Source organism: Pseudomonas sp. A0308 (genome assembly GCF_044218815.1).
Lineage (GTDB): Bacteria > Pseudomonadota > Gammaproteobacteria > Pseudomonadales > Pseudomonadaceae > Aquipseudomonas > Aquipseudomonas iridis.
This window is the reverse complement of sequence record NZ_CP162581.1, coordinates 6,001,842-6,027,450: the sequence shown is the minus strand read 5'-3', so window position 1 is coordinate 6,027,450 and position 25,609 is coordinate 6,001,842. Positions and strand designations below refer to the sequence as shown.

Annotated in this window: 16 protein-coding genes; 9 read left to right on the top strand and 7 right to left on the bottom strand. The window is 57.4% G+C overall.

The window, feature by feature from the left end:
- Nucleotides 1–68: 68 nt before the first annotated feature.
- Entirely contained in the window at nt 69–392 is a 324-nt protein-coding gene (gene yecR / locus AB4P92_RS27875; RefSeq protein WP_200616617.1) for a YecR family lipoprotein, read from the top strand.
- A gap of 1 nt (nt 393) precedes the next feature.
- On the opposite strand, the gene AB4P92_RS27870 is transcribed toward yecR, so the two are convergent.
- Nucleotides 394–2,019 (bottom strand): hybrid sensor histidine kinase/response regulator, encoded by a 1,626-nt coding sequence (locus AB4P92_RS27870; protein WP_395598500.1) that lies wholly within the window; start codon nt 2,017–2,019, stop codon nt 394–396.
- A gap of 114 nt (nt 2,020–2,133) precedes the next feature.
- On the opposite strand from AB4P92_RS27870, the gene AB4P92_RS27865 reads away from it, so the two are divergent.
- Entirely contained in the window at nt 2,134–2,739 is a 606-nt protein-coding gene (locus AB4P92_RS27865; RefSeq protein WP_047301697.1) for a response regulator transcription factor, read from the top strand.
- A gap of 96 nt (nt 2,740–2,835) precedes the next feature.
- On the opposite strand, the gene AB4P92_RS27860 is transcribed toward AB4P92_RS27865, so the two are convergent.
- Entirely contained in the window at nt 2,836–3,834 is a 999-nt protein-coding gene (locus AB4P92_RS27860) for a bile acid:sodium symporter family protein (protein WP_261735680.1), read from the bottom strand.
- An 84-nt stretch (nt 3,835–3,918) separates the two neighbouring features.
- Between AB4P92_RS27860 and AB4P92_RS27855 the strand changes: the two genes are divergently transcribed.
- From AB4P92_RS27855 to AB4P92_RS27845, 3 genes are all read left to right on the top strand, one after another.
- Nucleotides 3,919–4,707 (top strand): helix-turn-helix domain-containing protein, encoded by a 789-nt coding sequence (locus tag AB4P92_RS27855; RefSeq protein ID WP_115147325.1) that lies wholly within the window; start codon nt 3,919–3,921, stop codon nt 4,705–4,707.
- Between the two features lie 187 nt (nt 4,708–4,894).
- Nucleotides 4,895–5,380: a hypothetical protein gene (locus AB4P92_RS27850; RefSeq protein WP_395598499.1), complete on the top strand. Its 486-nt coding sequence runs from the start codon at nt 4,895–4,897 to the stop codon at nt 5,378–5,380.
- Between the two features lie 344 nt (nt 5,381–5,724).
- The gene (locus tag AB4P92_RS27845; protein WP_395598498.1) at nt 5,725–6,705 is read left to right on the top strand and encodes a TerC family protein; all 981 of its coding nucleotides are present in this window, start codon (nt 5,725–5,727) and stop codon (nt 6,703–6,705) included.
- 108 nt (nt 6,706–6,813) lie between these two features.
- Here the strand turns inward: AB4P92_RS27845 and AB4P92_RS27840 are convergent, their stop codons facing one another.
- Nucleotides 6,814–7,914, bottom strand: coding sequence for a polyamine ABC transporter substrate-binding protein (locus tag AB4P92_RS27840; protein WP_042559538.1), 1,101 nt, complete (start codon nt 7,912–7,914; stop codon nt 6,814–6,816).
- On the opposite strand from AB4P92_RS27840, the gene AB4P92_RS27835 reads away from it, so the two are divergent.
- From AB4P92_RS27835 to AB4P92_RS27825, 3 genes are all read left to right on the top strand, one after another.
- Nucleotides 7,907–8,323, top strand: a complete 417-nt coding sequence (locus tag AB4P92_RS27835) for a hypothetical protein (RefSeq protein ID WP_261737328.1) — start codon at nt 7,907–7,909, stop codon at nt 8,321–8,323. The two genes, AB4P92_RS27840 and AB4P92_RS27835, sit on opposite strands and share 8 nt — an antisense overlap.
- Nucleotides 8,320–8,805, top strand: a complete 486-nt coding sequence (locus AB4P92_RS27830; RefSeq protein ID WP_047301703.1) for a flavin reductase family protein — start codon at nt 8,320–8,322, stop codon at nt 8,803–8,805. The genes AB4P92_RS27835 and AB4P92_RS27830 overlap by 4 nt, the downstream gene beginning before the upstream one ends.
- A 157-nt stretch (nt 8,806–8,962) precedes the next feature.
- Nucleotides 8,963–10,006: an LLM class flavin-dependent oxidoreductase gene (locus AB4P92_RS27825; protein ID WP_261737329.1), complete on the top strand. Its 1,044-nt coding sequence runs from the start codon at nt 8,963–8,965 to the stop codon at nt 10,004–10,006.
- A 108-nt stretch (nt 10,007–10,114) separates the two neighbouring features.
- On the opposite strand, the gene AB4P92_RS27820 is transcribed toward AB4P92_RS27825, so the two are convergent.
- From AB4P92_RS27820 to AB4P92_RS27805, 4 genes are all read right to left on the bottom strand, one after another.
- Nucleotides 10,115–10,315 (bottom strand): hypothetical protein, encoded by a 201-nt coding sequence (locus AB4P92_RS27820; protein WP_261737330.1) that lies wholly within the window; start codon nt 10,313–10,315, stop codon nt 10,115–10,117.
- 430 nt (nt 10,316–10,745) lie between these two features.
- A complete protein-coding gene (locus AB4P92_RS27815; protein WP_395598497.1) occupies nt 10,746–22,298 on the bottom strand; it encodes a toxin C-terminal domain-containing protein in 11,553 nt (3,850 codons plus the stop codon).
- A 25-nt stretch (nt 22,299–22,323) separates the two neighbouring features.
- On the bottom strand, nt 22,324–24,030 hold the full coding sequence (locus AB4P92_RS27810; RefSeq protein ID WP_395598496.1) for a ShlB/FhaC/HecB family hemolysin secretion/activation protein: 1,707 nt from the start codon (nt 24,028–24,030) through the stop codon (nt 22,324–22,326).
- Between the two features lie 115 nt (nt 24,031–24,145).
- Nucleotides 24,146–24,595 carry a helix-turn-helix domain-containing protein gene (locus tag AB4P92_RS27805; protein ID WP_042559542.1) on the bottom strand — a complete coding sequence of 150 codons (450 nt, stop codon included), beginning with the start codon at nt 24,593–24,595 and terminating at the stop codon, nt 24,146–24,148.
- Between the two features lie 184 nt (nt 24,596–24,779).
- On the opposite strand from AB4P92_RS27805, the gene AB4P92_RS27800 reads away from it, so the two are divergent.
- Nucleotides 24,780–25,598, top strand: a complete 819-nt coding sequence (locus AB4P92_RS27800) for an alpha/beta fold hydrolase (protein WP_047301708.1) — start codon at nt 24,780–24,782, stop codon at nt 25,596–25,598.
- The last annotated feature ends 11 nt before the right edge of the window (nt 25,599–25,609 follow it).

The following is a 25,609-nucleotide window of genomic DNA, read 5'->3' as shown; positions in this document are numbered from 1 at the left end:
CACTGCCACTTGGCGGTGTGCAGGATCATTGCGCGTGGAAATCAGAACAACACCAAGGAAGAAACACCATGAAACTGCATGCACACCTCAGCAAGTTCGGCGTTGTGGCCGTTGCCACACTTGTCCTCAGCGGCTGCGCCACCCCGAAACAATGGGAAGCCACCGGCGGCAGCAAAAACGATGGCGTCGTCCAGGTCTCCTATGAACTGGGCCAGTTCGAAAGCGGCCAGACCAGCGCCGAACAGGGTCTGACTGTCGCCTCGCAACGCTGCAAGACCTGGGGCTACAAAAACGCCGAGGTCACCGGCTCGGAGAAAAATATCTGCCGCACCATGGGTCAATACAACTGCCTGCAAACCACTATCACTCAGGATTATCTCTGCAAGCGCTGAGTCAAGCCTGCTCGAGCGACTCCGGTTGCCGGTCGCGCAGTGCCCGCAAGGTCGCGCGCAGCTCGGCCGGGCGCACGGGTTTGGACAGGATGGCAATTTGGCGGTCGTGCAAGGCCGCCTGTATTTTTTCGATGTCATGCCCGGTGATGATCATCGCCGGCACAGCCCAGCCTCTCTGCCGGCGCACTTCATCGATACATTCGATGCCGGTGGCATGGGTGCCGAGGTCATAGTCGGCGACGATGATGTCGCAGTCGGTGACCAGATACGCTGCCGCACACTCGGCCTGAACCACACAGCCCCAGCGCTCCAGCAATGCTGACGTCGCCAGCAGCACGTTGCGATCATCCTCAACCAGACACACCTTCAACCCGGTCAGCAAACCGACCTGGCGCACCTCATCACGATTGACCGTTGATGGCGGCGGCGCGGCGATCGGCAATCCGTACAAGGTCACCGCCGTGCCCCGCCCAAGCCGCGAACGCAAAGCAACACTCACACCGATCAATTGCCCCAGTCGCTTGACGATCGACAGGCCCAACCCCACACCCTCGACATCCTTGTCGCGCACTTGCCGCACCCGATAGAACTCCTCGAACACCTTTGGCAAATGCTCCTCGGCGATACCATTGCCGCGGTCATAAATCACGATGGCCAGCCCTGCCCCGCGCCGACGCACGCCGATCAGGACCGGCCGATGCGCGCCATATTTGAAGCAATTGGAAAGCACGTTCTGCACCATGGTCGCCAGCAGTACCGGATCGGTGCGCACCCAGTATTTACAGGGGCGCAAGCGCAGGTCCACGCCAGCCCAGCGCGCAGCTTCGGCGTTCTGGTGAATCAGTTCGGTCAGCCATTCGTGCAAGTTGATGGTTTGCAGCTTCGGCAACACCCGTCCGTTATCAAGGGTGTACAGGTCGAGAATAGACCGAAACAGCTGCGACACGTTGAGCAGCGAACGGTCGATGTTGTCCACCAGCCGACGCTCCTCGTCACCCAGCCGCGACTCGCGCAGACACGCGGTAAACAGTCCAATGGAGTGAATCGGCTGACGCAAGTCATGACTGGCCTGCGCGAGAAACCGCGACTTCTCCAGATTGGCCGCGACTGCTTCTTCCGACGCCTTGCGCGTGCGCTCCAGCAACAGATGGGCGTAAAACGGGATCACCGTGCTGGTGATCATCAGCATCAACACCATGAACGGTTGCGCCTGCCACACCGGGGTCAGGCGATAGACACACAGCAGCGCCAGCAACGCCAGGGCCGTGGCAATCGCCAGATAGCGCGAGCCATAACGCATGCCGTTGCCGAGGTTGACCCAAATGATGACCGCATACAGCGGCAACGCCGCCTCGCCTCCCACCACCAGACCAAAGCAGGTGCCGGTGTAATCGTGGACAATGGCGAAAATCCGCCGTGCCGGGTAATGCCCCGGCCAGCGCACAATTGCCTGGCGTAACCCGATAGAAGCCAGCAGAAACACGATGATGTAGGTGATCACCGGTAGATACGTATCGAAGCGCTCGCCCGGCAAAAAACCCAATACGAGCATGTAAACCACGGCAATACTGGCAATGATGATGCGCAGATTGGCCTGGTCGAGTTCGGTATTTTTCTCGAACTTCATGGTAAACGTCCTTGTGCAGCAATCGTCAGATTCGGAAGCAGCCTACAGGCAACGATCGCGCCCGGTGCTAAGGTGCAAGCCTTGAGCAATGCCTGACCCAGGGAGGGACATGCCATGACATGCCGAATTATCATAGCCGACGATCATCCGCTGTTTCGTGAGGCGATGCTGCGCACGGTTCAGCGATTGCTGCCCGAAGCCGTCATCGACGAAGCCGGCGATCTGGACGCGGTGCGGGCGCTGCTGGCACTGGGTGAAGAGCCGGACACACTGATACTGGATCTGCGCTTTCCCGGACTGACCGGCGTCAGCCAGCTCGCCGAACTGCGCCAGCGCTTGCCGCGCAGCACGCTGATTGTGGTGTCGATGGTCGATGATGAAGCGTTGATCCGTGACGTCATGGCCGTCGGCATTGACGGCTTTATCGGCAAGAACATTGCCCCGGCCGACATCGGTCAGGCGATTCTGGCGATTCGTGAAGGCGAGGTGCTGGTGAAGTTTGCGCCGTCAGGGCTGTTGCCGCTGGAGACCGGCACCCCGCTCACACCCCGTCAGCAAGACGTCCTGCGCTTGATCGCCCAGGGCAAGACCAACAAGGAAATCGCTCGCGAACTGGATATTTCTCCGTTCACGGTGCGCATTCATGTGTCTTCTTTACTACGCACGCTCAACGTGCCCTCACGGGCGGCCGCTGCGGTGAAATATGCAGGAACTCTGTAGGCGCTGCCGCCACGCTGCGATTTTTTGAGCTTGTCTTTAAAAACCAACATCAAAAGATCGCAGCCTTCGGTAGCTCCTACAGGTGACGGTGTGGGGTTATGGATCGACCTGCGCCATCAACTCCGGCACCGACTCCGGCCGTTTCGCATAGCGCTGCGCCAACACCGCGCAAACCATCAATTGAATCTGATGGAACAGCATCAGCGGCAGGATGAGCACGCCAATGGTGCTGCCGGCAAACAACACCTGAGCCATCGGCACGCCGGTGGCCAGGCTCTTTTTAGAGCCGCAGAACAGAATGGTGATGCGGTCTTCCTGATTGAAACCAAAGGCCTTGCCCAGCAACGTCGCCGCCACTAGCACCAGTGCCAGCAAAATACAGCAGACCACTACCAGCCCGAGCAACTCGATCAGCGGGATCTGATGCCAGATGCCTTCGTTGACTGCCTCGCTGAACGCGCCGTAAACCACCAGCAGAATCGAACCCTGATCGACAAACTTCAGCCAGTTCTTGTTGCGCCCTACCCACGCGCCGATCCAGCGACGGGCAATCTGACCCACGATGAATGGCAGTAGCAACTGCATGCTGATTTTCAGGATCGCATCGAGGGTCGAACCGCCGTCACCATGGACGTCCAACAGCAGCGTCACCAGCAACGGAGTGAGGAAAATCCCGAACAGGCTGGATGCCGCCGCACTGCAAATCGCCGCAGGAATGTTGCCTCGCGCCAGCGAAGTGAAGGCAATCGCCGATTGCACCGTTGCGGGTAACGCGCACAGGTAAAGCATGCCCATGTACAACGTGTCGCCGATCAGCGGCGACAGCAGCGGTTTCAAGGCAAACCCCAGCAGCGGGAACAGCACGAAGGTCAGACCGAACACCAGCAAATGCAGGCGCCAGTGACCGGCACCGGCGATGATCGATTCACGGGAGAGTTTGGCGCCGTGGAGGAAAAACAGCAGCGCGATGGCGATGTTGGTCAGCCAGCCGAAACCGACCGCGACCTGACCGCTGGCAGGTAGAAAACTCGCCAGTAGCACGACGCCGATCAGCGTCAGGGTGAAGTTGTCGGGCAGGAATCTTGGGCGCGTCATGGTGTGTTCATCCGGGGGTTGCCAGTGCGTGCCGACGACTCTAACGTGAGCGGCAATTACCGACTAACGCCGAAGAGCCTGCAGATGCCGCCTAAAGGACATATCAAAAGTATTCGGCGCAGCATTCCCGGGCTGCCCAGCCTTCCGCGCCCGTTGTACGGACGCACTGAATCCCTGCCCAATCGCGCACTGACCCGCCGCCACAGCCATCCGTGGGTGCAATTGTCGTACGCCATTCAAGGGGTGCTTGAGGTCCAGACCAGTGCCGGACGCTTCGTTGCGCCGCCTGAGCGTGCTGTATGGATTCCGGCCGGCGTGCCGCATCGGGTATTCAGTTCGCCACACACCGAAATGCGCAGTCTGTATATCGATTGCAGCGTTGCCGGTTGGGCTGTTGAGCACTGTCATGTGCTCGGTGTCAGCGACTTGCTGCGTGAACTGATCCGCGCATTCAGCCAGGTTCCCGTGGAATACGATCAATCCGGCCCACACGGACGGCTGGCCCAGGTGATCCTCGATCAACTCGCCGAAGCGCCACAGATCGACCTGATGTTGCCGCTACCGCAAGACGCGCGTTTACGGCAGATCTACCAGAGCCTGGAGCAACATCCCGAACAGCAGACCACGCTGAGCCATTGGAGCGAGAAGTTCGGTGTCACCGAAAAAACCCTCACGCGCCTGTTCCTGCGCGACACCGGCCTGACCTTCCGCGCCTGGCGCCAACGCTTGCGCTTGCTCGGAGCGCTGACGCCACTGGAAAAAGGCGAACGCGTCACCGACGTCGCGCTGGCCTGCGGCTACGACTCGACGTCGGCGTTTATTGCAGCGTTCCGCCAGCAGTTTGGGGAGACGCCGGGGGAGTTTTTTCGCTAGGTTTCGCTGTCGAGAAACCAAGTCATTGACTTACCAGTGAAACTTTCCCACTACATTTTTATAACCTGTCAACTGTCAGATCTTACAGTTGTCCAGCGCATATCGAATATGTAGCGTACGAACTGTTGATGGCTCCATTTGGCAAACACCGTCAAATTAAAAATCCATGACTAAAGGATCTGACATCATGAGCAAGCTTGACTATTTTACCGAACTCGGCGTCGATAAAACGCTGAAGCCCGTGCCAACCGCGCATAAAAAAATCACACAAGAGGAGTATTTCAAGCTGACGCTTTCGCCTGGTTTCCCTCAAATGCCTGAATTCGCTCCCAACCAATACATCTATGCTTCATTGTCATTAGATACAATTAGTATCATTGCGCGCCACAACACGCCAGGAATGTTTTATCAAGCAGGCTTTATATTGGAACGCGACATTGAGGACGGCACGCACGAATTGCAGGAAGGAAGCGGCAGCAAAGCCCGAGCCCACTTCGTGACACCGGTCAATTTCAGTCCGATTCTTTCAGGACAAAATGGCCAGATCACGCTGAAGCAAAATAAAGCAGACAAAACAATCGAAGCAACATTCAACTATGAAATAGTCCATGAAGGCGAAGTATACAAAGTAGAGAACGGGAAGTTATTTCTTCGGGCAACCGGCCCTGTTTAAAGCAGATTGTTAGATATTAAAGAACAACAAATGCCAAACGAGAACGTTATCTCTCGCTGTGTTTGGCAGCTACTTCCCTCCTCTTTAAATGCTCACTCCCCTTTAATGGCATGTTACCGCCCAGGCTGTTAACTCTGCCAGCGCGTCGGCGCTCATCACTGAAAGTGCAGGATCACGACATTTACACCACCGGGGTAATCGGGCACCGGCCGGAGCCAAGCCATGGCTCGACACTTCGTTATTTACGAACTCTAAACCAGAAATAAACGATTTTTCTTTCGCCCAAACACGTCGCTAGCATGGCCTCGTCTGACCCTGATACAACCAGAAAAAGGGAGCGTGACATGCCAGAAACGAACATCAATATCGGCGAACCGTGGATGTGGGGCGCCTTCATCGTCTTCGTACTTGCGATGTTGGCACTGGACCTTTTTGTGTTCGGCGGGCGCAAGGCGCATCGGGTTTCAGTGCGGGAAGCCTCGGCATGGGTTATTGCCTGGTGCTTGCTGGCGCTGAGCTTCGCCGGGCTGCTGTGGTGGTATCTGAACGGCGAATTCGGCGGCGAAATCGCCCGACAGAAAACCCTGGAATTCCTCACCGGTTATCTGATCGAGCAGTCGCTGTCGATCGACAACATGTTCATCTTCGTGATGATCTTCACCTACTTCGCCGTGCCGCCGGAATTACAGCGTCGGGTGCTGCTGTACGGCGTACTCGGGGCGATCGTGATGCGCGCGGTGATGATTTTTGCCGGGGTGTGGCTGGTGTCGCAGTTCGAGTGGCTGCTGTACGTGTTCGGGGTGTTCCTGATCATCACCGGTATCAAGATGCTGATCTTTGCCGATCAGCAACCGGATCTGGAGAAAAACCCTTTATTGCGCTGGGTGCGCGGGCATATGCGGATTACCAGCGGCTTTCATGGCGAACGGTTTTTTGTCCTACAAAACGGCGTGCGCTGGGCCACGCCGATGTTTCTGGTGCTGGTACTGATCGAGGCCAGCGACTTGATGTTCGCGGTCGACAGCATCCCGGCGATCTTCGCCGTCACCACTGACCCGTTCATTGTCTTCACCTCGAACATCTTCGCGATGATGGGCCTGCGGGCGCTGTACTTTCTGCTGGCGGACATGGCCGACCGCTTCCACCTGCTCAAGTACGGTTTGGCGATCGTGCTGGTGTTTATCGGCGGCAAGATGACATTGATGCCGTGGTTCCACATGCCGGTGGAATGGTCGTTGGCGGTGGTGGGTGGGGTGATTTTCGGGTCGGTGCTGCTGAGCCTGATCACGACGAAGGGCAAAGCGCCGGAAAACCAGTCCCCCTGAAACCCCGTGGGAGCGAGCCTGCTCGCGAAGGCGTCGTGTCATTCAACGATTATGTTGGCTGATCCACCGCATTCGCGAGCAGGCTCGCTCCCACAGGATTGTGTGCTATCAATTACCGGATTTGATGCTGGTCCAGACCCGGGTGCGTACACGCTCGACTTTTTGCGGTAACGGCTGGACGACGTAAAGGGTTTTCAGCGCCTCGGGGGTCGGCGTCAGGTTCGGGTTGCCAGTGATTTCCTTGTTGATCAACACCATCGAATCCTTGTTCGCATTCGGGTAACCGAGGAAATCACTGATCGGCGCGATGACCTTCGGGTCAAGCAGGTTGTTGAGAAACTCATGAGCCTCGGCGACGTTCTTCGCGCTCTTCGGAATCGCGAACGTATCGAACCAGATCGGCGCGCCTTCCTTCGGCAGGCGCCAGTCGACCACGACACCATTGCCCGACTCTTTCGCGCGATTGCCGAACTGATAGAAGCTGCCGGAGTAACCGATGGCTACGCAGATGTCGCCGTTGGCGATGTCGGTCATGTATTTGGCGGAGTGGAAGTAGGTTACGTAAGGACGAACCTTGAGCATCAGCTCTTTGGCTTTTTCGTAGTCGGCGGGGTTTTGGCTGTTCGGGTCGAGGCCCAGATAATGCAGGGCCAGCGGCAGAATTTCCGTCGGCGAATCAAGCATCGCCACACCGCAGGATTTCAGCTTTTCCATGTTCTCGGGCTTGAACACCAGATCCCAGCTGTCCACCGGTGCATTCTCGCCCAGCGCCGCCTTGACCTTGGCCGGGTTGAAGCCGATCAGCACAGTACCGACCATGTAGGGAACGCCGTACTGGTTGCCGGGATCGTTCTTGCCCAGCAGCTTCAACAACTCCGGATCCTGGTGCTTCCAGTTGGGCAACTTCGACTTGTCGAGTTTCTGAAACACACCGGCCTTGATCTGGGTCTCGAGAAACTGGTTCGACGGCACCACGAGGTCGTAACCGGAGTTACCGGTCAGCAGTTTGGCTTCCAGGGATTCGTTAGTGTCGAAGGTGTCCCAGGTCACTTTGATGCCGCTTTGCGCTGCGAAATCCTTGGGCACCGCCGGCAGGATGTAATCCGCCCAGTTATACACCCGCAGTTCGCGCTGCTCAGCCTGGACCGCGCTGGCCAGCAGCGTCAGTCCACAAACGGTGGCACCCAGAATACGTTTCATCGTGACCATGGTTGTTTTCCCAAAAAGCGACGTGAGTTCGATGGTTTTTATGTTCTGTACACGGCAGTGGCTAAAGATAGCCAAGGGTAAAAAGGTCTGGCGTTTCGTTGTGGCTTTGATTCTTGCTGACCGCGTAGATGGATCACAGTGGGCGATGGGCCAAAAGGGGATCGATATGGCCAATTTGAATGACCACTGTTATGCGCAAACAAAAGTAGCCGGTGAATGGCTGGGCATTGTTCGTACTCGATTCACCCACTTCGCGACTATTCAAACCCCGTTGGACATCGGCTTTTCGACGCAAAAGCCACGCTTATCGGATCCGCTTAAAAGCCCTTGCAAAGAACAAATACTGGTATACCATCAGACCAACAAATACATAATAATCGCATCACAACACCCGAGGACTGCCCAATGATCGATGCCGCCATCTACAAACAAGTCATGGGCTCGTTCCCGTCCGGCGTAACCGTCATCACTACCCTGGACGACGACGGTCAGATCGTCGGTCTGACCGCCAGCGCCTTCAGTTCGCTGTCGATCGATCCGGCTCTGGTGCTGTTCTGCCCCAACTACAGTTCCGATTCCTACCCGGTACTGATCAAGAACAAACGCTTCGCGATCCATGTTCTGTCCGGTGGTCAGCAAAGCGAGGCCTACGCCTTCGCCCGTAAAGGCAAGGACAAGGCACAGGGCATCGAGTGGACATTGAGCGAGCTGGGCAATCCGATTCTGGCCAACGCGACAGCGGTGATCGAGTGCGAGTTGTGGCGCGAATACGAAGGTGGCGACCACGCGATCATGGTCGGTGCGGTGAAGAACCTGATCGTGCCCGAACAGTGCGCCGGACCGCTGGTGTATTGCCACGGCAAAATGGGCGCCCTGCCCGTCCTGGCCTGATCAAAACCTCCAGACTCATGCAGATCAAATGTGGGAGCGAGCCTGCTCGCGAAAGCGGTGTTACAGGCAAGCAGATGGCGACTGACACGACGCCAACGCGAGCAGACTCGCTCCTGCAGTTTTGCGGCCGCAACAACAAAAAATCCGAGGAAGCGTCATGAAATTTTCCCTGTTCGTACACATGGAACGCTGGGACGAAAGCGTCAGCCACCGCCAACTGTTCGAAGACCTCACCGAACTGACCCTGATGGCCGAGGCCGGTGGCTTCAGCACCGTGTGGATCGGCGAACACCACGCCATGGAATACACGATTTCGCCGAGCCCGATGCCGCTGCTGGCCTACCTCGCAGCCAAAACCACCACCATCCACCTCGGCGCCGGCACCATCATCGCGCCGTTCTGGCACCCGCTGCGGGTCGCCGGTGAATGCGCGTTGCTCGACGTCATCAGCAACGGCCGCATGGAAGTCGGCCTCGCCCGTGGCGCTTATCAGGTTGAATTCGATCGCATGGCCGGCGGCATGCCCGCATCAAGCGGCGGCCAAGCCCTGCGGGAAATGGTTCCGGTGGTCCGCGCCCTATGGAAAGGCGACTACGCCCACGACGGCGACATCTGGAAATTCCCCACCTCCACCAGCGTGCCGAAACCCATCCAGAAGCCCAATCCACCGATGTGGATCGCCGCCCGCGACCCGGACTCACACAACTTCGCCGTCGCCAACGGCTGCAACGTGATGGTCACGCCATTGATGAAAGGCGATGAAGAAGTTCTCGACCTGAAGAACAAATTCCAGACTGCGTTGGATAACAACCCGGACGTGCCGCGCCCGCAATTGATGGTCCTGCGTCATACCCACGTGCACACCGCAGATGACCCGGAAGGCTGGAAAGTCGGGGCGAAAGCGATTTCGCGGTTTTACCGCACGTTTGATGCGTGGTTCGGTAACAAGGAAACGCCGGTGAACGGCTTTCTCGCGCCGAGTCCGGAGGAGAAGTTCGCAGGGCGTCCGGAGTTTGAGCTGGAGAGTTTGCACAAGACCGCGATGATTGGTACGCCGGAGGAGATTATTCCGCGGATCAAGTACTACCAGGAGCTGGGGGTGGATGAGTTTAGTTTCTGGTGTGATAACAGTCTGCCGCATGAAGAGAAGAAGAAGTCGTTGGCGTTGTTTATCAAGCACGTGGTGCCGGTGTTTCGGTGAGTGTATTTTGGAGAAAACCGTAAAGAACAAATAAAAACGCCCCGACTTATACGGGGCGTTTCTCTTACACAGGTACGAGCATCGATTTCGTAATCTGGCTTCCACGCCTTATTCGATGATGCAATGATCGTCGTTCAGCAATTCAAAGGCATGAAACTTAAAATATATTTTTTCGTCTTCCTCCTCAACTAGCTTAAAGCGAATGCGATCCAGTCCGCCCTCAACTATCGAGACGCGAAAATCCATGAACTGTGCCAAGCCACCACCAAATTCTCGTACTTTCAAAGCGCCTACGTTATAAAAAACCATGACTATATTCGCCCCCCCCAGAATGCGAATACTCCGCCAGCGCCATCAGTAATTGTAACTGAAAAGCACATTTTCCGAGCCAATACGAATAACTTCCACATATGCGTATTCGCGTCAGAAAAAAACAAAGCTCATTCAGCGACTTTACATTAGTCAATGAGATACTGTTTTTCACCCAAAAAAAAGGAGGACAGACTACGTTTATCAAATCATTCTAAACGCGCCCCCACTTATTCTCTACGAACTGCAACTTATCAACACACAAGCATCTCCAGATTTGACAACCAAATTAATCGATTTTGTAGTCACACCATCATCCGTTGACAATTCAACTAACAAATTTTGATTCTCGAACGATTGGAGCTCCGATATAAGCTGCTTAATAGTTTTCCCCCGGCCAATCCAAACGGGATTGTTTTTATCGTTCATGTCAATCTCCAATACGATTTAAGTTTATGTCATAAGTCCCTGACCTAGTCTTTTTACTTCCAAGTGACTTGACAGAGTCTGCCATCTTCCATGCACCACCAACATGCCCAGCGATGTCTCGAGTAATATAATAATTACCCTTCTTGAATATTGCCTGACCACCGTGGATTGTCTCGTTTATTTTTTCAAATCCCAGTTTTTTTGCCGCCTGCTGAGCCTCAGCGTTAGTTTTGTACACAGGCTCAATTTTTACACGGGTAGTCGTTGGACCGCCACTACCTGCACTGATCGGGCTTTTGCCTAGGATGGCCATTCCCAGCGTGAACTTGAGCTCAGTCAGCAACGTTGCCCGCTCTTCTAGAGACAGCTGTTGTCCAGACTGTGGATTAAGCCAACTGGTTTCCTTGACCCACTGATCGACACCTGCCAACTCACTCTGCGTCAGCCAACCTTCCTTTAGGTTCTTCGCAAAAGCCATTTGTTTGTCCGAAGTAAACAGAGCTCCCCAACCGTCGACCCCTTGCGATGGAACGGCAATACTTCCTGGATTCCCGGTGAGGAGTCCGGCCATATCGTAGGAAACATGCTGGCGCAAGAACGCCATCAAATCCTTGGCCACCGGCGCTTCTAATGAAACGGCACTTTTTTGAATCGAGTCTACACATGCTCTGCTATCACAGGCATTGATTGCCATCGAACGCGTGGTGGATAAATCTTCGTATTGCGCAATAATCTCGCGAATATTTTCTGAACTACAGCCGGCGGTAACCCGACAACCTTGAAGTTCTTCAAGTAACCTTTCAGCAGATGGGTGGTCGAGGTTGTTGTATTGCGTTGCGTTGGCCGTAACTGCAGCGGCTGACGATGCATCCCCCCCCGTTACAGCCGCCGTTAAAACACCAATTAGTTGTGACGCAGCCAGCAACTTGCTGATCCCTTGCTGGTACTCGAGGCTATTTCTATCCACACCTACCGGTAACAACTTGTCAGCCAGGAAATCTACGACCGCTTCATTTGCCCCCGCAGCTAGAGCCCCCGTACGGAAGTCGCCGCCCATGGCCTCAGCCATCAGGCCGCCGAGAGCCGCGTGCATCGCGAATTTCGTCAACTTGCCGTTTTCAAACAGAGTTACATCACCGATCTTGCTGGCCCCAAGGGCCCCGCCAATACTGATCCCTGCCCCTACCGTAGCGTCGACCAAATTATCCGTCAGGCTACCTCCCATAATTGCCGTTTTGGCCACGGTGTCCGCTGCAATCTTGGTTGTCACTGCCTTGGCACCGGCCGAATCTAACGTCAACTCTGTAGGGTTAAAGCCAAACTGTGCAGCGATGCCCGCGGTGACGCCTGCTAGCACATAGCCTTTGAGGTTCTCAGAAGAGAAGGCGTCTTTGAAGGCTGCTCCCACGTTACCTTTGTTATTGATCGTACTAACGGCGGCGGCGCTGGCCATGGAGGTCAACACCGCAGAGGCCATCACGTTCCCTAACCCCGCGGCAACGGTAGAGCCGACTGCAGCACCACCGGCAACTGCCGATGCGGTTGCCGTGCCCGCAGCTGCCATGGCTGTCCCTGATCCCGCCGCAGCGCTGGCGGCAGTTCCCACTGCCGCACTCGCGGCGCCGGCCGTCAGCACAGTGACGATAATAATGATCGCCAACATGGCGCCCTGACCGAGGCTCGAACTGCTGTATTTGAACGAGTCGTGGGTTTCCTTAATCAGTTTCCAGTCCACGTCACCGCGCTTCTCGGCATCTTTCAGCCACGCCAGTTGTGGATCTGCCTGGACCATGACATCAATGGTTTGGCTGATCGATTTCTGGTTGATCTGTTTTATATCGATGTTCAGGCCGTCAACCGCATTGATCACCAATTGCCCTTTGGCTACCAATTGGCTCTGGCGCAGGGTCTCGTCGGTTTTTCCTTTGCCCGACATCGAGTTCCAGGACAGGCTGGTATTACTTTTTGTGTGGCTTTCCTGATGCAGGTCCTTCACGCCCTCAAAAGTGACGGCTCCGCCACTGCTGATGATCAGGTCGTTTCCGCTGTCGAGCTTGGCTGCCTGGTAATGCTGATCGCCACCGCTGGCGAGCACCATGCTGGCGCCGGAGGTGATTTCGCTGCTGATGTTTTTCACATCAGTGACTTCATCATGCTTGGTTTTCTTTTTACCGAAGCTTCCCTTCTTCTTCATGTCATACAGCGAGTAATCGGTATCCTGCGCAGCGAGGATATCGAGGCGGTCGCCTGCCACCAGATAGGCTTCATCCCCAGCGGTGACACGACTGGAAACGACGGCGAGGTTTTGCTCAGCGAACAGCGACACATCGCCACCCGCCGTAATGCCGGACATGACCTGACTGACATGGTCTTCCTGACGGGTGACTTTCTTGCTCTTCGATAGCGAGTGTTCTTCATCCGCCGCCGAGCTGATCAACATGTTCTCAGTCGCCGACATCGACACATCGCGCTTGGCATCAATCTCACTGGCAATCACACTGATGTCACGCTTGGCATCCGCCTTGAAATCACGCCCGGCATCAATATCAGCGCCCAATTGCGTGACACTGCTGACGGCTCCCCTCCAGCCTAGCGACGCGCTGTCGTTGATCTGCACAGAGGCCACGTTAACGTCGCGACCGGCGTTCAAGACCATGTCCTGGCCGCTCTTCATCACGCCACCGATGACGTTAATGTCCTTCGCCGCTTTCACGGTCAGGTCGTTGGCGGCCTCGATCCGGGCGGCGTTATCGGCAAAGTCCTGATGCCGGGTGACAGAGCCGTATTGGTCGTCCAACGAAGTGATAGTCCGCCCGTTGATCACATCGCCCGTGCGGGTGGTCAGGCTGACGTCCTTGCCGGCAATGATGCCGCCAGCCTTGTTGACGATGTTATTGGTCGCCAGCAGATCCAGACGATTGCCCGCCTCGATCGAACCGCTGTTGACCAGATCCTTTCCTGCCGTTGCCGACAGATTATTGGTCGCTTTCAACGTGCCGACGTTATCCAGGTTTTCCCCGGCAATCAGCGTCACATCATTACCGGCAATCAGCGCACCGGTCGGGCCGAGACGGCCGCTGGCCTGCGCCAGATAAACCACCGGCACCAGCACTTTTTCGCCGTTTACTTCATGCTCTTCGAGCCAGACGATGTCGTGGGTTAGCGCGGCGACTTGTTGCGCCGTGAGACCGACGCCGACCGACAGGTTAAGTGCGTCCTTGCTGGCGATGGCATTGTTCATGAGGTACTTGAACATGCCCTCGTTGGAGGTCTGGCCATCAAGGAACGCCTGACCGGTGCGCGCGGTCACGGCTTGCTGGATCAGGCGCTGTTCGTAGAGGCCATCGCCCAGACGTTTGGCGCTTTGGTCGGGGTTGTAGCCGAGTTTTTCCAGCAGGTAATCGGAACTCATGAACGACTTGAGGTCGGTGAGTACCGGGTTGGTTTCGATCAGGTATTTGTGCGGGTTTGAGGGCGCCGTGGTGTCTGGCAGGCCGGTGACACGAGTGACCGGACGGGTGTCGATCGACTCTTTCATGTCGTTGCCGCGGTTGGGCTTGCCCGGGCCTGCGGAGTTCACCGGCACATTGACGTCGACCGTGGTGGCGACGGCGTTAACCATGCTTGGGGTGCGGTTGAACTTGTCCACTGCGCGGGTACTGTCGGACACCGGCGCAGGGGCGTCAATGAACAGGTTGCGCGGCCCGCCGCTGCTGGCGGCAACCATATGGTCCTGGGCATTCACCGCCTCACTGCCGACCGTCCAGGTCGGTGCTGGCCCGGTGTTGCCGGCTGCGGCGCCACTGGTGCCCTGCCCGCTCAGACGAAACAAACCATTCTCGCCCGTCGGCAGAGAGAAGCCAGGCAGGCTCAACGGATTGACTTGCTGTTGTGCAAGGTTCGGCGGCAGTTGGCTGTTGATGCGCACAACGACAGTGCCGCTGTTTCCGACCGCGGTATCAGCAACTTTGTTGGTGCCACCGGTCGAGCTGTAGTCCTGATGGATAACGCCGTTCGCAACTTCCCGGGTGGCGGTGATCGAGACGTTGCCGCCTGCCTGAATCACTGCGTTGCGCGAGTTGTTGGTATCAGCAGTACCGGTACTGTTAACCGGGTTTTCGGATGCAACGCGGCTCTGGTAAGGCGCCAGTTCGCTCGGTAAGGCGAGCAAATTATTCGGGTCATACATCGATGGCGTTGAGGTTTCAAAGCCCGCGGTATAACCAGACATGGCCCGGCCATATTTGCGACTACCGACGTTTTCACCCGTCTCGGCGTCGACGATGACGATGCCATTGCCCACGGTTTTGGCGATCGCTTTACGGATCAGACCTTCCGGCGCGATGACGTAGTACACAAACGGGAAATCGGGGTTGTTACGCTGGTTGTACGGCATGATCACGTTGGCCATGAATTGCGCCGTGGTGCCAGTGCCCATCTCGAAGTTGTACTGACGCGTTACTTCAACGGTCCCGCTCTTGGCACCGATATTCTCCAAGCTGTCAGCGGTGATGGTGATGTTGCCGCCCGCTGCTACCGTGCTTTTGCTGTTGAGGAACGTGCCACCTGTGAACGTAAAATCCTTGCCGACGTTGAACATCGCCGAGGCGCTGGTATCGGTGTCGAAGAATTGGTAAGTCTCGCGGCTGGCGAGGAAGTTGTTAAAGGTGCCGCCAACGCAGTCCCCACAGCTGGCTGCAATCAACCCGGAGATCAATTTGCGCTCAACCGATGCCGTCGGTCCTTCGGTACGGTTCTCGAACACATCGGCACTGAGCGTGAACCCACGCCCGCTCTCCATTGAGCCGGAGATGTTGTACACCCCTGCTGCCCGTGCCGCGCCGCTATACCCGCCCATCACCACATCGCCCAGACCGTAGAAATCACCGTGCTGGTTGGTCAGCATGCTGACGCCGAGGGTCATGTTGTTGCCGCTGAAAATCAGCCCGCGATCGTTGAGCAACGAAGGTGTGTTGATGATGAGGTTCTGCGCCGCGCCCAGGGTGCCGTAGTTGGTAACGCTTCCCGCATTGATCGTCAGGTCTTCGCTGGAGGTCATGCGCCCGGAGTTGGTCAATTGCCCGCCGACATTGACGGTCGACGTTGCGCCTACCGCGAAACTGCCGCCCGCCGCGACGTTCATCTGTGCGACGGAAAGATAAGCCCCACGCTGACTGGTCAAACGGCCGCTGCCGGCATAGGTGCCGCCGATTTGCATATCGAGGGTGCCATCACTGGCGATCAAGCCATCGTTGGTCCAGTTGCCGCCACGGATCTGCAGGGAATCGGAAGCCAACAATTTGCCGCTGGCGGTCTGGCTGAATTGCCCGACGTTGACGTTCAGGCGACCGGCCTGAATCACGTTGGAGTTGCTCCAGGTGTCGGCATTGAGTTCCAGCAGGCCACCGGTGACGATGCTGCCGCCGGCGCCGACGACATTGGCGGTGGAGATGTCGAACGTGCCGCGGCCGACATGGTTGAGTTGCCCGCCAGCGTTGAGGAAGCCGCCAACGGCAAGGGTCATGTCAATGTTTGCGGTTTCCAGCACGCCGTTGCGGTTATCGAGCAAACCGCCGATCTGGAACAGGGTCTTGCCGGTGTTGCCCAGAGAGCGCAGGCGCCCGTTCTGGTTGTCGACACTGGCCGCTTTTACGGTCAGTTGAGTATCGCTTTCGATGACACCTGCGTTGTTGCTCAGCGCACCACTGAGACCGAAGTCGATACGGTTGGCGGCGATTTTTCCGCCGGCGTTGTTCAGGCTTGCGCCAGTAACGCCCAACAACCCTTTCGCATAGAGCACGCCATTGCCGTTATCCAGCGCCGCGGTGGTGATACTCACATCTGCCGCCTGTGCCGAAATCCGCCCGCCATTGTTGTTCAGGCCGGCCAATGCCGTCAGCGTCAGGCTCTGCGCCTGAATGATGCCACCCTGACGGTTGTTGTTCAGGTCGAAGCCGTTGCGCAACACACCAACCGTACGCGCCTCCAGCGCGCCTTTGATGCTGGAGAGCGTGCCGCCACGGTTATCGATGTTGGCAGCCTTGACGAAGACGTCGCCGTTTTGCGCGATGACTTTGCCGCTCTGGTTATCGAAGTCGCCAGCGACTTCAAGGGTCAGCGCCGTTTCGCTCTGGATTGCGCCTTTACCGTTAAGCAAACTTGCCGCTTTCAGTTTAACATCGGCCTTCTGGCTGTAGATCAAGCCGTCGGCACTGTTTTTTACAGTACCCGTTGCGGTGATTTTCAACTGGTCATTGGCGGCGACGGTGCCCTTGTTGCTGTTGTCCAGCGAGCCGGTGCGCACCTCCAAAGTTTTCTGGCTGGCGAGTTGGCCGTTCTGGTTGATGAGGTCAGTCACACCGTTGATCAGCACGGGACCGGCACCGGCCAGTTTGCCGGCGTTGTTGTTCAGTTGGCCGCTCAGGTTGAGGGTGATCGCGCCGTTACCGGCGATCTCTCCACCGCTGTTGTCCAGGCGCGAAGCCGTGGCATTGATGGCCTGTTGCGCATTGATGGCGCCGCCGACGTTGGTGAACGCAGTGCTGACAATATCCAGCGCTGCGCCACTGGCGATCAGTCCGCTTTGGTTGTTATTGAGCGCGCCAGCGAGTGTCAGCGTCTGCCCTGTTCCACTGCTCAGATTGCCCTTGTTGCTGTTGTCGAGGCTACCAGCCTTGATGTTCAGACTGCCCTGCGCGACCACCGCGCCTGAGCCGCTGTTGAGCAGCGCATCTTTGAGGTCGACCGTCACATCAGCGGACTTGCTGGACAGCGTGCCGCTGTCGCGGTTGTCCAGGCTGTCGCCGTTGACCGTGAGCCCCTGCCAGCCGGACATCAAGCCTTTCTGGTTGATCAGGCTCGTGCCGCGCAACAGCAGTTTTTCGCCGCTGATGATTTTGCCGGAGGTGTTGTTGACGGCTCGGGCGATGAGATCAAAACCCAGGTTGCTGGAAACTTCGCCGCTCTGGTTATTGAGGTCGCGCAGACGCTTGAGGGTCAGCGGGCCTTTGGCGGTGAGCAATCCGTTTTGGTTATTGAGGTCGCCATTGGCGAGATCGATGGTGACGGATTTGTCGCCCATCAGGCGACCACCGTTCTGGCTCAACGACGTCAGCTTCAGATCGATGTCGCCGCTGGCCGAAACTTCACCTTTGTTGCTGGAATCAAGATCGGTCGCCGTCAGCGTCAGGTTGCCTTCGCTGATGATTAAGCCACTGTCACGGTTGTTGAGTTCAGCACTGTCGATGTGCAGCGTTTGCGCTGCACTGATCAGGGCGTTGTCATCGTTGCGCAGCAAGCCATCGACGGTAAGGTCCAGGTCGCCTCGGCTAACGAGACGGCCGCCACTGTTATTCACGCTGGCGGCGTGCACATCCAGGGACGCGGCACCGATGATGCCTTTGACGTTATCCAGCGCGTTGGCGATGCGCAAAATCAGACCCTGATCACTCAGGAGCTTGCCGTTGCTGTTATCCAGGCTCTGTGCGGTAAGGGTGAACGCTTCCTTGCTGGAAATCGTACCGCCCTGGTTGTTGACGCCGTTGAGTTGTTTGAGCAGTAAAGTGCCCGGCGCATTGATCACGCCGTTCTGGTTGTTCAATTGGCCGTTGTTCAGGTCCAGACTCAGGCGAGTCATGCTGAACAACTTGCCGCCCTGTTGATCGAGACCGGTGACCGATGCCGTCAACGCGCCCTGGCTGCCAATGCTGCCGGCATCGCTGTTGGTGACCTGCCCTGCAACGAGGTTCAGGGTGTCGGCGCTGCTCAGCGTGCCGCTGCTGTTATCGAAGGCGCCAGTGGTGACGGTGACTGCACCTTTACCACTGAGTGTGCCTTTTTGGCGGTTATCAAGGCTGCCGCTGTTGAGCACAAGCGCGCCATCGGTGACGACTTTACCGTCCTGATTGTCGACGCTGCCGTCGCTGTCGAGGGTCAAATCCTCAGCGCTGGAAAGACTGCCCTGCACGTTGGTCAGTTGCGCTGTCTTGACGTTTAGCACGCCTTCGCTGCTGACGTTGCCCTTGGTGTTATCGAATGCGCCGCTTAGGGTCAGGCGCATACCTTGCTGGCTGAGCAACTCGCCGCCGCTGTTGTCGAGCGACTGCCCTTGCAACGTCAATTGCGTATTGGCGCTGATCAGGCCTTTGTTGCGGTTGATCAGTTCATCGACAGTCAGGATCAACGCATTGCCGCTGTAAATTTCGCCCGCGTCACTGTTGTCGAGTTTTTTACCGCTGATTTGCAGATCGCTGTTGGTGGAGATTTCGCCGCCGCGGTTGTCCAGATCATCGACCGTGAGGGTCAGCGCTTTTGTCGCACCGAGCAGGCCCGCCTGACGGTTATCGAGTACATCGGCGTTCACCTCGAGCGCACCAGTGGCGATTAATTTGCCTTTCTGGTTGTCGATTTTTTTTGCGTTGACGACGGCGTCGGTTTTACCGGCGATGCTGCCACTGGTGTTATCCAGAACATCAGCGGTGAGCGTTAGTTGACCGTCGGCAATGACCGTGCCGAGCTGGTTATCCAGCGTCTTGTCGGTCGTCAGCAACATCTCGCCGCGACTGCTGATCAGGCCCTCGTGGTTGTCGAGGCTGTCGCTATGGCTGTCCAGCGATGTGCCGGAAAGAGTGCCTTTGACGTTGTTCAACGCCTGTGCAATACGCAGCGTCAAACCCTGCTGACTGATCAGTTTGCCGTCGCTGTTGTCCAGGTCATGAGCCGCGATCTCGAACGCTTGCTGACTGGAGATTTCACCGCCCTGGTTGTTCACGCCGTTGAGGTTTTTCAGCAGCAGCGTGCCGGGGGCGTTGATCAAACCTTTCTGATTGTTCAACTGACCGTTGTTCAGATCAAGGGTCAAACTGGATTTGCTGAACAGTTCGCCGCCTTGTTGATCGAGCCCAGTGACTGAAACATCCAGTGCCTGCTGACTGGCGATACGGCCGGTGGCGTTGTTGACTTGAGCAGCTTTGAGCGTCAGGGACGCTTCGCCGGTCAGTTTCCCGCCTTGGCTGTTGTCGAGATTGCCGGTATCGACTCGGCTGTTGCCTTTAGCGTAAATCAGGCCTTTTTCGCTGTTATCGAGGCGGGTGCTGTTGAGCGTCAGCTCATTATTGGTGCTGAGCGAACCGGCCCGATTGAGCAACATACCAGCACTGGTAATGTGCAGGTTACCGGCGCTGCTCAGGCTGCCAGCACTGTTATCGACACGCCCGGCTTTGAGGGTCAGCGTGCCTTCACTGCTGATAAATCCTTGAGCATTGATCAGCGCATCATCGAGCGTAATCACCAGACCTTTGAGGCTGTTGAAGTTGCCGCCGCTATTGTCCAGCGTGCCGCCGGTCAAAGTGGTCGCACCTTTGGCGGTGATCAAACCTGTGCTCTGGTTGATCAGTTTGGCAACCGTAAGCCCAAGATCACTGCCGGCGAGAATCTTGCCACTGTCGCTGTTATCCAGCCGCTGGCCCTTGATGTTCATCAGCAGGCTGCTGGAGATTTCGCCATTGCGGTTGTCGATCTCGTCGACATTCAAGGTCAGCGCTTTCGTGGTACCGACCAACCCGCCGTTACGGTTATCGAGCGTCTTGCCGGTCAGGCTCAGGTTGCCTTGCGCGACGAGGGCGCCGCCCTGCTGTTGCAGCAGACCAATCGTGGCGGCCAGGTCGTTCTGACTGGAAATCCGCCCGACAGCATTCTGGACTTCGCCAAGTGTGAGGCTGACCGGGCCGACCGCGCTGATCAAGCCGCCGCTGTTATCCAGACGCGTGCCGGTGTAATTAATGCCAGCCTTTCCGCTGACGACACCTTTCTCACGGTTATCGAGTTGCCCGATATTCAGCGTCAGTTGCTGGTCGGCCTGAATCACCCCGGCGCGGTTATCGGCAACATCGCTGCGCAGTGCCAGGGTGCTTTTACCGATGACTTTGCCGTCGCGGTTATTGACGCTGCCGGTTTGCACATCAATGACACCCTTGGCCGAGATATCACCCTTGTTGCTGTTGTCGAGCAAGCCGCCAATACGCACCGTCAGGCCGCCGTCGCTGACTAGCACACCGGCCTCGCGGTTATCCAGGCTGGCCGCTTTGAAGTTGACCGACTGACCGGAACCCAGAACGCCGTCACGGTTATCCATTGCGCCGCTGAGATCGATGTTCAGCCCAAGATCGCCAAGGATCTCACCGCTACGATTATTCACCGTACCGGCGATGACACGAGTGAGGCCCCTACTGGAAATATCGCCGCTGCGGTTGTCCAGTATTCCCGCTGTGATCGTGGTGGTCTGGCCGCTGAGCGTGCCGCCCTGGTTGTTCAGGGTTTGCGCGGTGTTGACCGTCAGATTGCGGCTGGCGACGAGGCTTTTGCCGGTGTTGTCGAGAGACTGCACTGTCAGGCTCAAATCACCGCTGGCGTTGCGGCTGCCGTCGGCATTGACGCCCGCTTCGATGGCGCCGACGTTGGTCAGTTGGCCACCAGCACTCAGCACCACGCTGTCGCGTGCCGCGAGAGTCTGGCGATTAGTCAGATTGCCTTGGGTTTGCACGTTTAGCGCAGTGCCGGCGTAAACCGGACCTTGCGCGTCAAGGCTGGCCGCTTTGACGTTGAGCGCACCGGTCGCTGACGTGTCCGCCAGACTGAGATGACCATTGGCGTCGAGCTGAATGTCGCCGCCGCTGGCAATCAGTTTGCCGTCGAGCTTCACGCCGACCCCGGCCTCGGTACCGACCAGTTTGATCGCGCCGGCATACATGCCGCCGAGTGCAGAAGAGTCGATCGCCAATTGTGGTTTCGCACTGCCATCCTCGGCGCGCGCGGTGGCATTCAACGATTGCGCGTTGACGTCGTTGCGACCGGCCACAATCGTCAGATTCTGCGCCTGAAGCTGAGCGTTGATCTTCGCGCTGCGGGTGATGATTTCGAAGCGGTCGACGTTGGTAGCGTTAAGCCCGGCGCCTTCAATGGCCACAGAGCCTTGGTCAACCTGAAAACGATCCAGACGCCCACTATCAAGCACCGGTTTACCGGTGGTCAGCGTGACGCGCGGCGAATTGATAAAACCACAACCGTTGCAGGTGATGCCGTACGGGTTGGCGACGATGACTCGCGCCGACTGCCCCGCCACTTCGGTGTAACCGCGCAGCTGGCTCGGGTTGCCACTGATGACTTCGTTGAGAATCGCCTGCGCCGCAACGCTGTTCTTAAGGTTCGGGTTGCCGACGATGTGGCCACCCAGTTGCGTGGCCGTGGTCTGCGCAGAACCGTTGTTGAGGATGACGCCCTGCGCTCCGACGTTGTAATCGTGAAACTGGTTATGCGACAGCCCGCTGCCGTTGGGTGTGGCGATGTTGATGATCGGCACGCCGTTGCCCGCCCGATCCATCGAGGTGTTCGGGTTAGCCACCACAATGCCGTCGGCCTGCGCCCACATCGGTTGCCAAAACATAACGTTCGCCAGCAGAAACGCCAGTCCACGTTTAGGCATGCCCCAAAACTGCTCGTGGGATTTAGCGTCCGCGCAGGGTTGGCCGGCGAGCAAGCTCAGATGACGAATGTCCATTTCAGAATCTCGGGGCAGGCAGGTATTAGAGGAAGAATTCCAGGCGGAAATAGATCGGCGCTTCGTGCTCGGTCAGCGCGTCAGGTCGTTCCAGGGAGTGGGCAAACGTCACGCCGGCGGACACGTGCTTGCCGCGGGCGAACAGGTCCAGCGAGTTGCTCGACATACGCCCGTGCTGATCACCGTTGTAGCGATCACCACGAATTACGCCTTGGTCGTAACCGAGGCTGGTGCCGTATTCGGAGAACACCGGTTGCAACCATTCAAGGGTGACCGGACGCGACCAGCGCAAATCGTTGCGCCAGTAACCGCCGCTGTCGCCGGACAACGATTGATCCTTGTAGCCACGGATCGAGGACGACCCACCCAGGCTGGTGCGTTGCGGACCAAACAGCACGTCTTCGCTGCGCTGGCCGGTCATCAGGCTGCTGAACGTGAGGGACTCGCCCCACACTTTGAACGGCTGCAAATAACTCAAGGTGGCGGTGTATTTGCGATAGCGCGCGTTCGGTTCACCGGGGCCGGGATCGTGGCTGCCCTGAGCGTCGAAAGCGCCAATGCCTTCCTGCATGCCCGCGTCGAAGTTGACGAACGCACTGCCGACACGGCGGCCATGGTTGAAGCCGAACTGCGCTTCACTGATGCGGTTGCTGCTCAACTTGAGCTTGCTGTCTTCGATGAAATTGTTGGTGCGCAAGTACGAGAGGCCAGCGTTGAGCGAGGTCTTGCTGACGGAATCGCGGTGGATCACTCGTTCAGCGCGCAACTGATGGTTTTCGCTGTCGCCAGTCTGCTTGAACTTGAAGAGGTTGGCGACGATCTGCGAGCGGTACTCGCTCTGGCTGTAGGTGTAACTGAAGTTCCACCAGCCCAACGGCAAGTTGTAATTGAGCATGGCGTTTTTGGAGGTGTGCTGGTGATCGGTCATCGCATCGTGACCGCCGCGCAGGCTCAACTGATCGGCCAGGCCCAGCGGGCTGTCCCAGTCGAACGTCGTGTTCCATTGCTGTTCGCCGGTGCTGCGCTGGCCGTCGTTGTTACGCGACAGCCCTACGCGCCAGGGTTTCTGAGGCGTGTTGGTGACCAATACTTCGCTGCCGCCGACGTTTTTGCCCGGCGCCAATTCCATTTTTGCCTGGTTGGAGGGCAGGCGATTGAGCTGATCGACCATCTGCTCGATTTCCCGCAGATTGACCAATTCCCCCGACTTGCCGGGAAACGCCATGGCCAATTCGCGATCCGATAGCTTGCTGTTCTCGGCCCCCTTCATCCCCTCGAGCTTGCCCTCGACCACCAGCACCTTCAGATGGCCAGCGGAAAGATCCTGCTGCGGCAGGTAGGCGCGGCTGGTGACCAGGCCTTTCTCGATGTAGTAATCGGTGATGACTTTGAGCAGCTCGTTGAGCTGCGGCACGCCGAGGCATTCACCGATATAGGGTTTGAGCAGGCGGTTTTTTTCGCTCTCGGAAAGGCTGTCGGCGCCCTTGAGCTCGATGCCCTTGATCGGGAAGCACCGCGTGTCGGTGGGTGCTGCAGGCTGGACGGGTTTGATGTCCTTGCCAGGCAGATCTTTGAGTTCCTGGAGACGCCGCTGCTGCTCTTCGAGCAGGCGATTCTGGCGATCACGGATCAGGTCGGTATCACCGGGGGTGGTTGCAGCGAAGGCAAAATGAAGCGGAGACAGGCACAGCAAAGCTACGCACAACCTCGCCATGAGGGCGGGTGGGCACATGTTCGATCCCTCGAGACGGATTGCAATATCAATATAGTGGCGCGATATTAGATGGCCATCATTTTGACGTCAAACTTATGTTCAGTCCGTCTGTCGGTGTGTTGGCTGTTTTAGCTCAATGCTCGACGCCGAATCGGGTCGCCACCTCGTTCGCCGCCAACACGCGACCGTCCGCTGCCTTCAGTTCAATCTTGCGGATCGGTTGGCGATTCTTCGCATCGACCATCACTGATCCCGCCTCACCCGGCTCGTACATAAACTCGCCGCCCCATTGCGACAGCGCGACAATCACGGTCTGCAAGGCCTTGCCGCGTTCGGTCAGCACATATTCCTTATAGGCGCCGCCATCGGCTGCCGGCACTGTTTGCAGGATGCCCTGCTCCACCAGCGCCTTGAGGCGGGCACTGAGCATGTTTTTGGCGATATCCAGGTTCTTTTGAAAATCGCTGAACCGGCGTATGCCCTCCAGCGCATCGCGGATGATCAGCAACGACCACCAGTCACCGATCAGGTCCAGTGTCCGGGCAACCGGGCAGGCATTGCCTTGCAGGCTTTTGCGCTTCACGTCAACGTACTCCCTCAAACCAGTGATCGGCCTTGTGGCTCAGGGTTGCATCATACAACCCTGATGCCGAGATCCAACCCAGCACCTGCATACAAGTGACCGGTTGCGATTGCGGGGATAGTGAAGGCTGCCTTTTCGGCAATCCATGCACGCCCTTCGAAGAACCCTGACGCAAGGAGTTTCCATGAGCACGCTCACCACGCAAGACGGCACCGAAATCTATTACAAGGACTGGGGCAGCGGTAAGCCCGTGCTGTTCAGCCACGGCTGGCCGCTGGATGCCGACATGTGGGAATACCAGATGGAATACCTGAGCAGTCGTGGCTATCGCACCATCGCTTTCGACCGTCGGGGTTTCGGCCGTTCCGATCAACCGTGGACCGGTTACGACTACGACACCTTTGCCGATGACATCGCGCAACTGATCAATCATCTGGACCTGCGTGAAGTGACGCTCGTGGGTTTCTCCATGGGCGGCGGCGATGTCAGCCGCTACATCGCCCGGCACGGCAGCGAGCGCGTTGCCGGGTTGGTTTTACTGGGCGCAGTGACGCCGCTGTTCGGCAAGAAAGCCGACTTCCCGCAGGGCGTAGATACGTCGGTGTTCGATGGCATCAAGGCCGGTCTGCTGAAAGATCGTGCGCAGTTCATCGCTGACTTTGCCGCGCCGTTCTATGGCACCAATCAGGGCCAGACCGTCTCCGACGGCGTGCTGACGCAAACCCTGAACGTCGCGCTGCTGGCGTCGCTCAAAGGCACCGTGGACTGCGTGACTGCCTTCTCGGAAACCGACTTCCGTCCGGACATGGCGAAGATCGATGTGCCGACGCTGGTGATTCATGGCGACGGCGACCAGATCGTGCCGTTCGAAACCACCGGCAAACAGGCCGCCGCGCAGATCAAAGGGGCTGAACTCAAGGTCTATGCCGGCGCACCGCATGGTTTTGCGGTGACGCATGCGCAGGCGTTGAATGAGGATTTGTTGGCGTTCCTGAATCGCTGATGCACAGAGAG

Bases quoted from the DNA above. Each gene is read 5' to 3' on its own strand.
- yecR (WP_200616617.1), top strand. From the start codon at position 69: ATGAAACTGCATGCACACCTCAGCAAGTTCGGCGTTGTGGCCGTTGCC.
- AB4P92_RS27830 (WP_047301703.1), top strand. From the start codon at position 8,320: ATGATCGATGCCGCCATCTACAAACAAGTCATGGGCTCGTTCCCGTCC.
- AB4P92_RS27840 (WP_042559538.1), bottom strand. From the start codon at position 7,914: ATGGTCACGATGAAACGTATTCTGGGTGCCACCGTTTGTGGACTGACG.
- AB4P92_RS27850 (WP_395598499.1), top strand. From the start codon at position 4,895: ATGAGCAAGCTTGACTATTTTACCGAACTCGGCGTCGATAAAACGCTG.
- AB4P92_RS27860 (WP_261735680.1), bottom strand. From the start codon at position 3,834: ATGACGCGCCCAAGATTCCTGCCCGACAACTTCACCCTGACGCTGATC.
- AB4P92_RS27815 (WP_395598497.1), bottom strand. From the start codon at position 22,298: ATGGACATTCGTCATCTGAGCTTGCTCGCCGGCCAACCCTGCGCGGAC.
- AB4P92_RS27870 (WP_395598500.1), bottom strand. From the start codon at position 2,019: ATGAAGTTCGAGAAAAATACCGAACTCGACCAGGCCAATCTGCGCATC.
- AB4P92_RS27820 (WP_261737330.1), bottom strand. From the start codon at position 10,315: ATGGTTTTTTATAACGTAGGCGCTTTGAAAGTACGAGAATTTGGTGGT.
- AB4P92_RS27845 (WP_395598498.1), top strand. From the start codon at position 5,725: ATGCCAGAAACGAACATCAATATCGGCGAACCGTGGATGTGGGGCGCC.
- AB4P92_RS27825 (WP_261737329.1), top strand. From the start codon at position 8,963: ATGAAATTTTCCCTGTTCGTACACATGGAACGCTGGGACGAAAGCGTC.
- AB4P92_RS27855 (WP_115147325.1), top strand. From the start codon at position 3,919: ATGCCGCCTAAAGGACATATCAAAAGTATTCGGCGCAGCATTCCCGGG.
- AB4P92_RS27865 (WP_047301697.1), top strand. From the start codon at position 2,134: ATGACATGCCGAATTATCATAGCCGACGATCATCCGCTGTTTCGTGAG.
- AB4P92_RS27810 (WP_395598496.1), bottom strand. From the start codon at position 24,030: ATGTGCCCACCCGCCCTCATGGCGAGGTTGTGCGTAGCTTTGCTGTGC.
- AB4P92_RS27800 (WP_047301708.1), top strand. From the start codon at position 24,780: ATGAGCACGCTCACCACGCAAGACGGCACCGAAATCTATTACAAGGAC.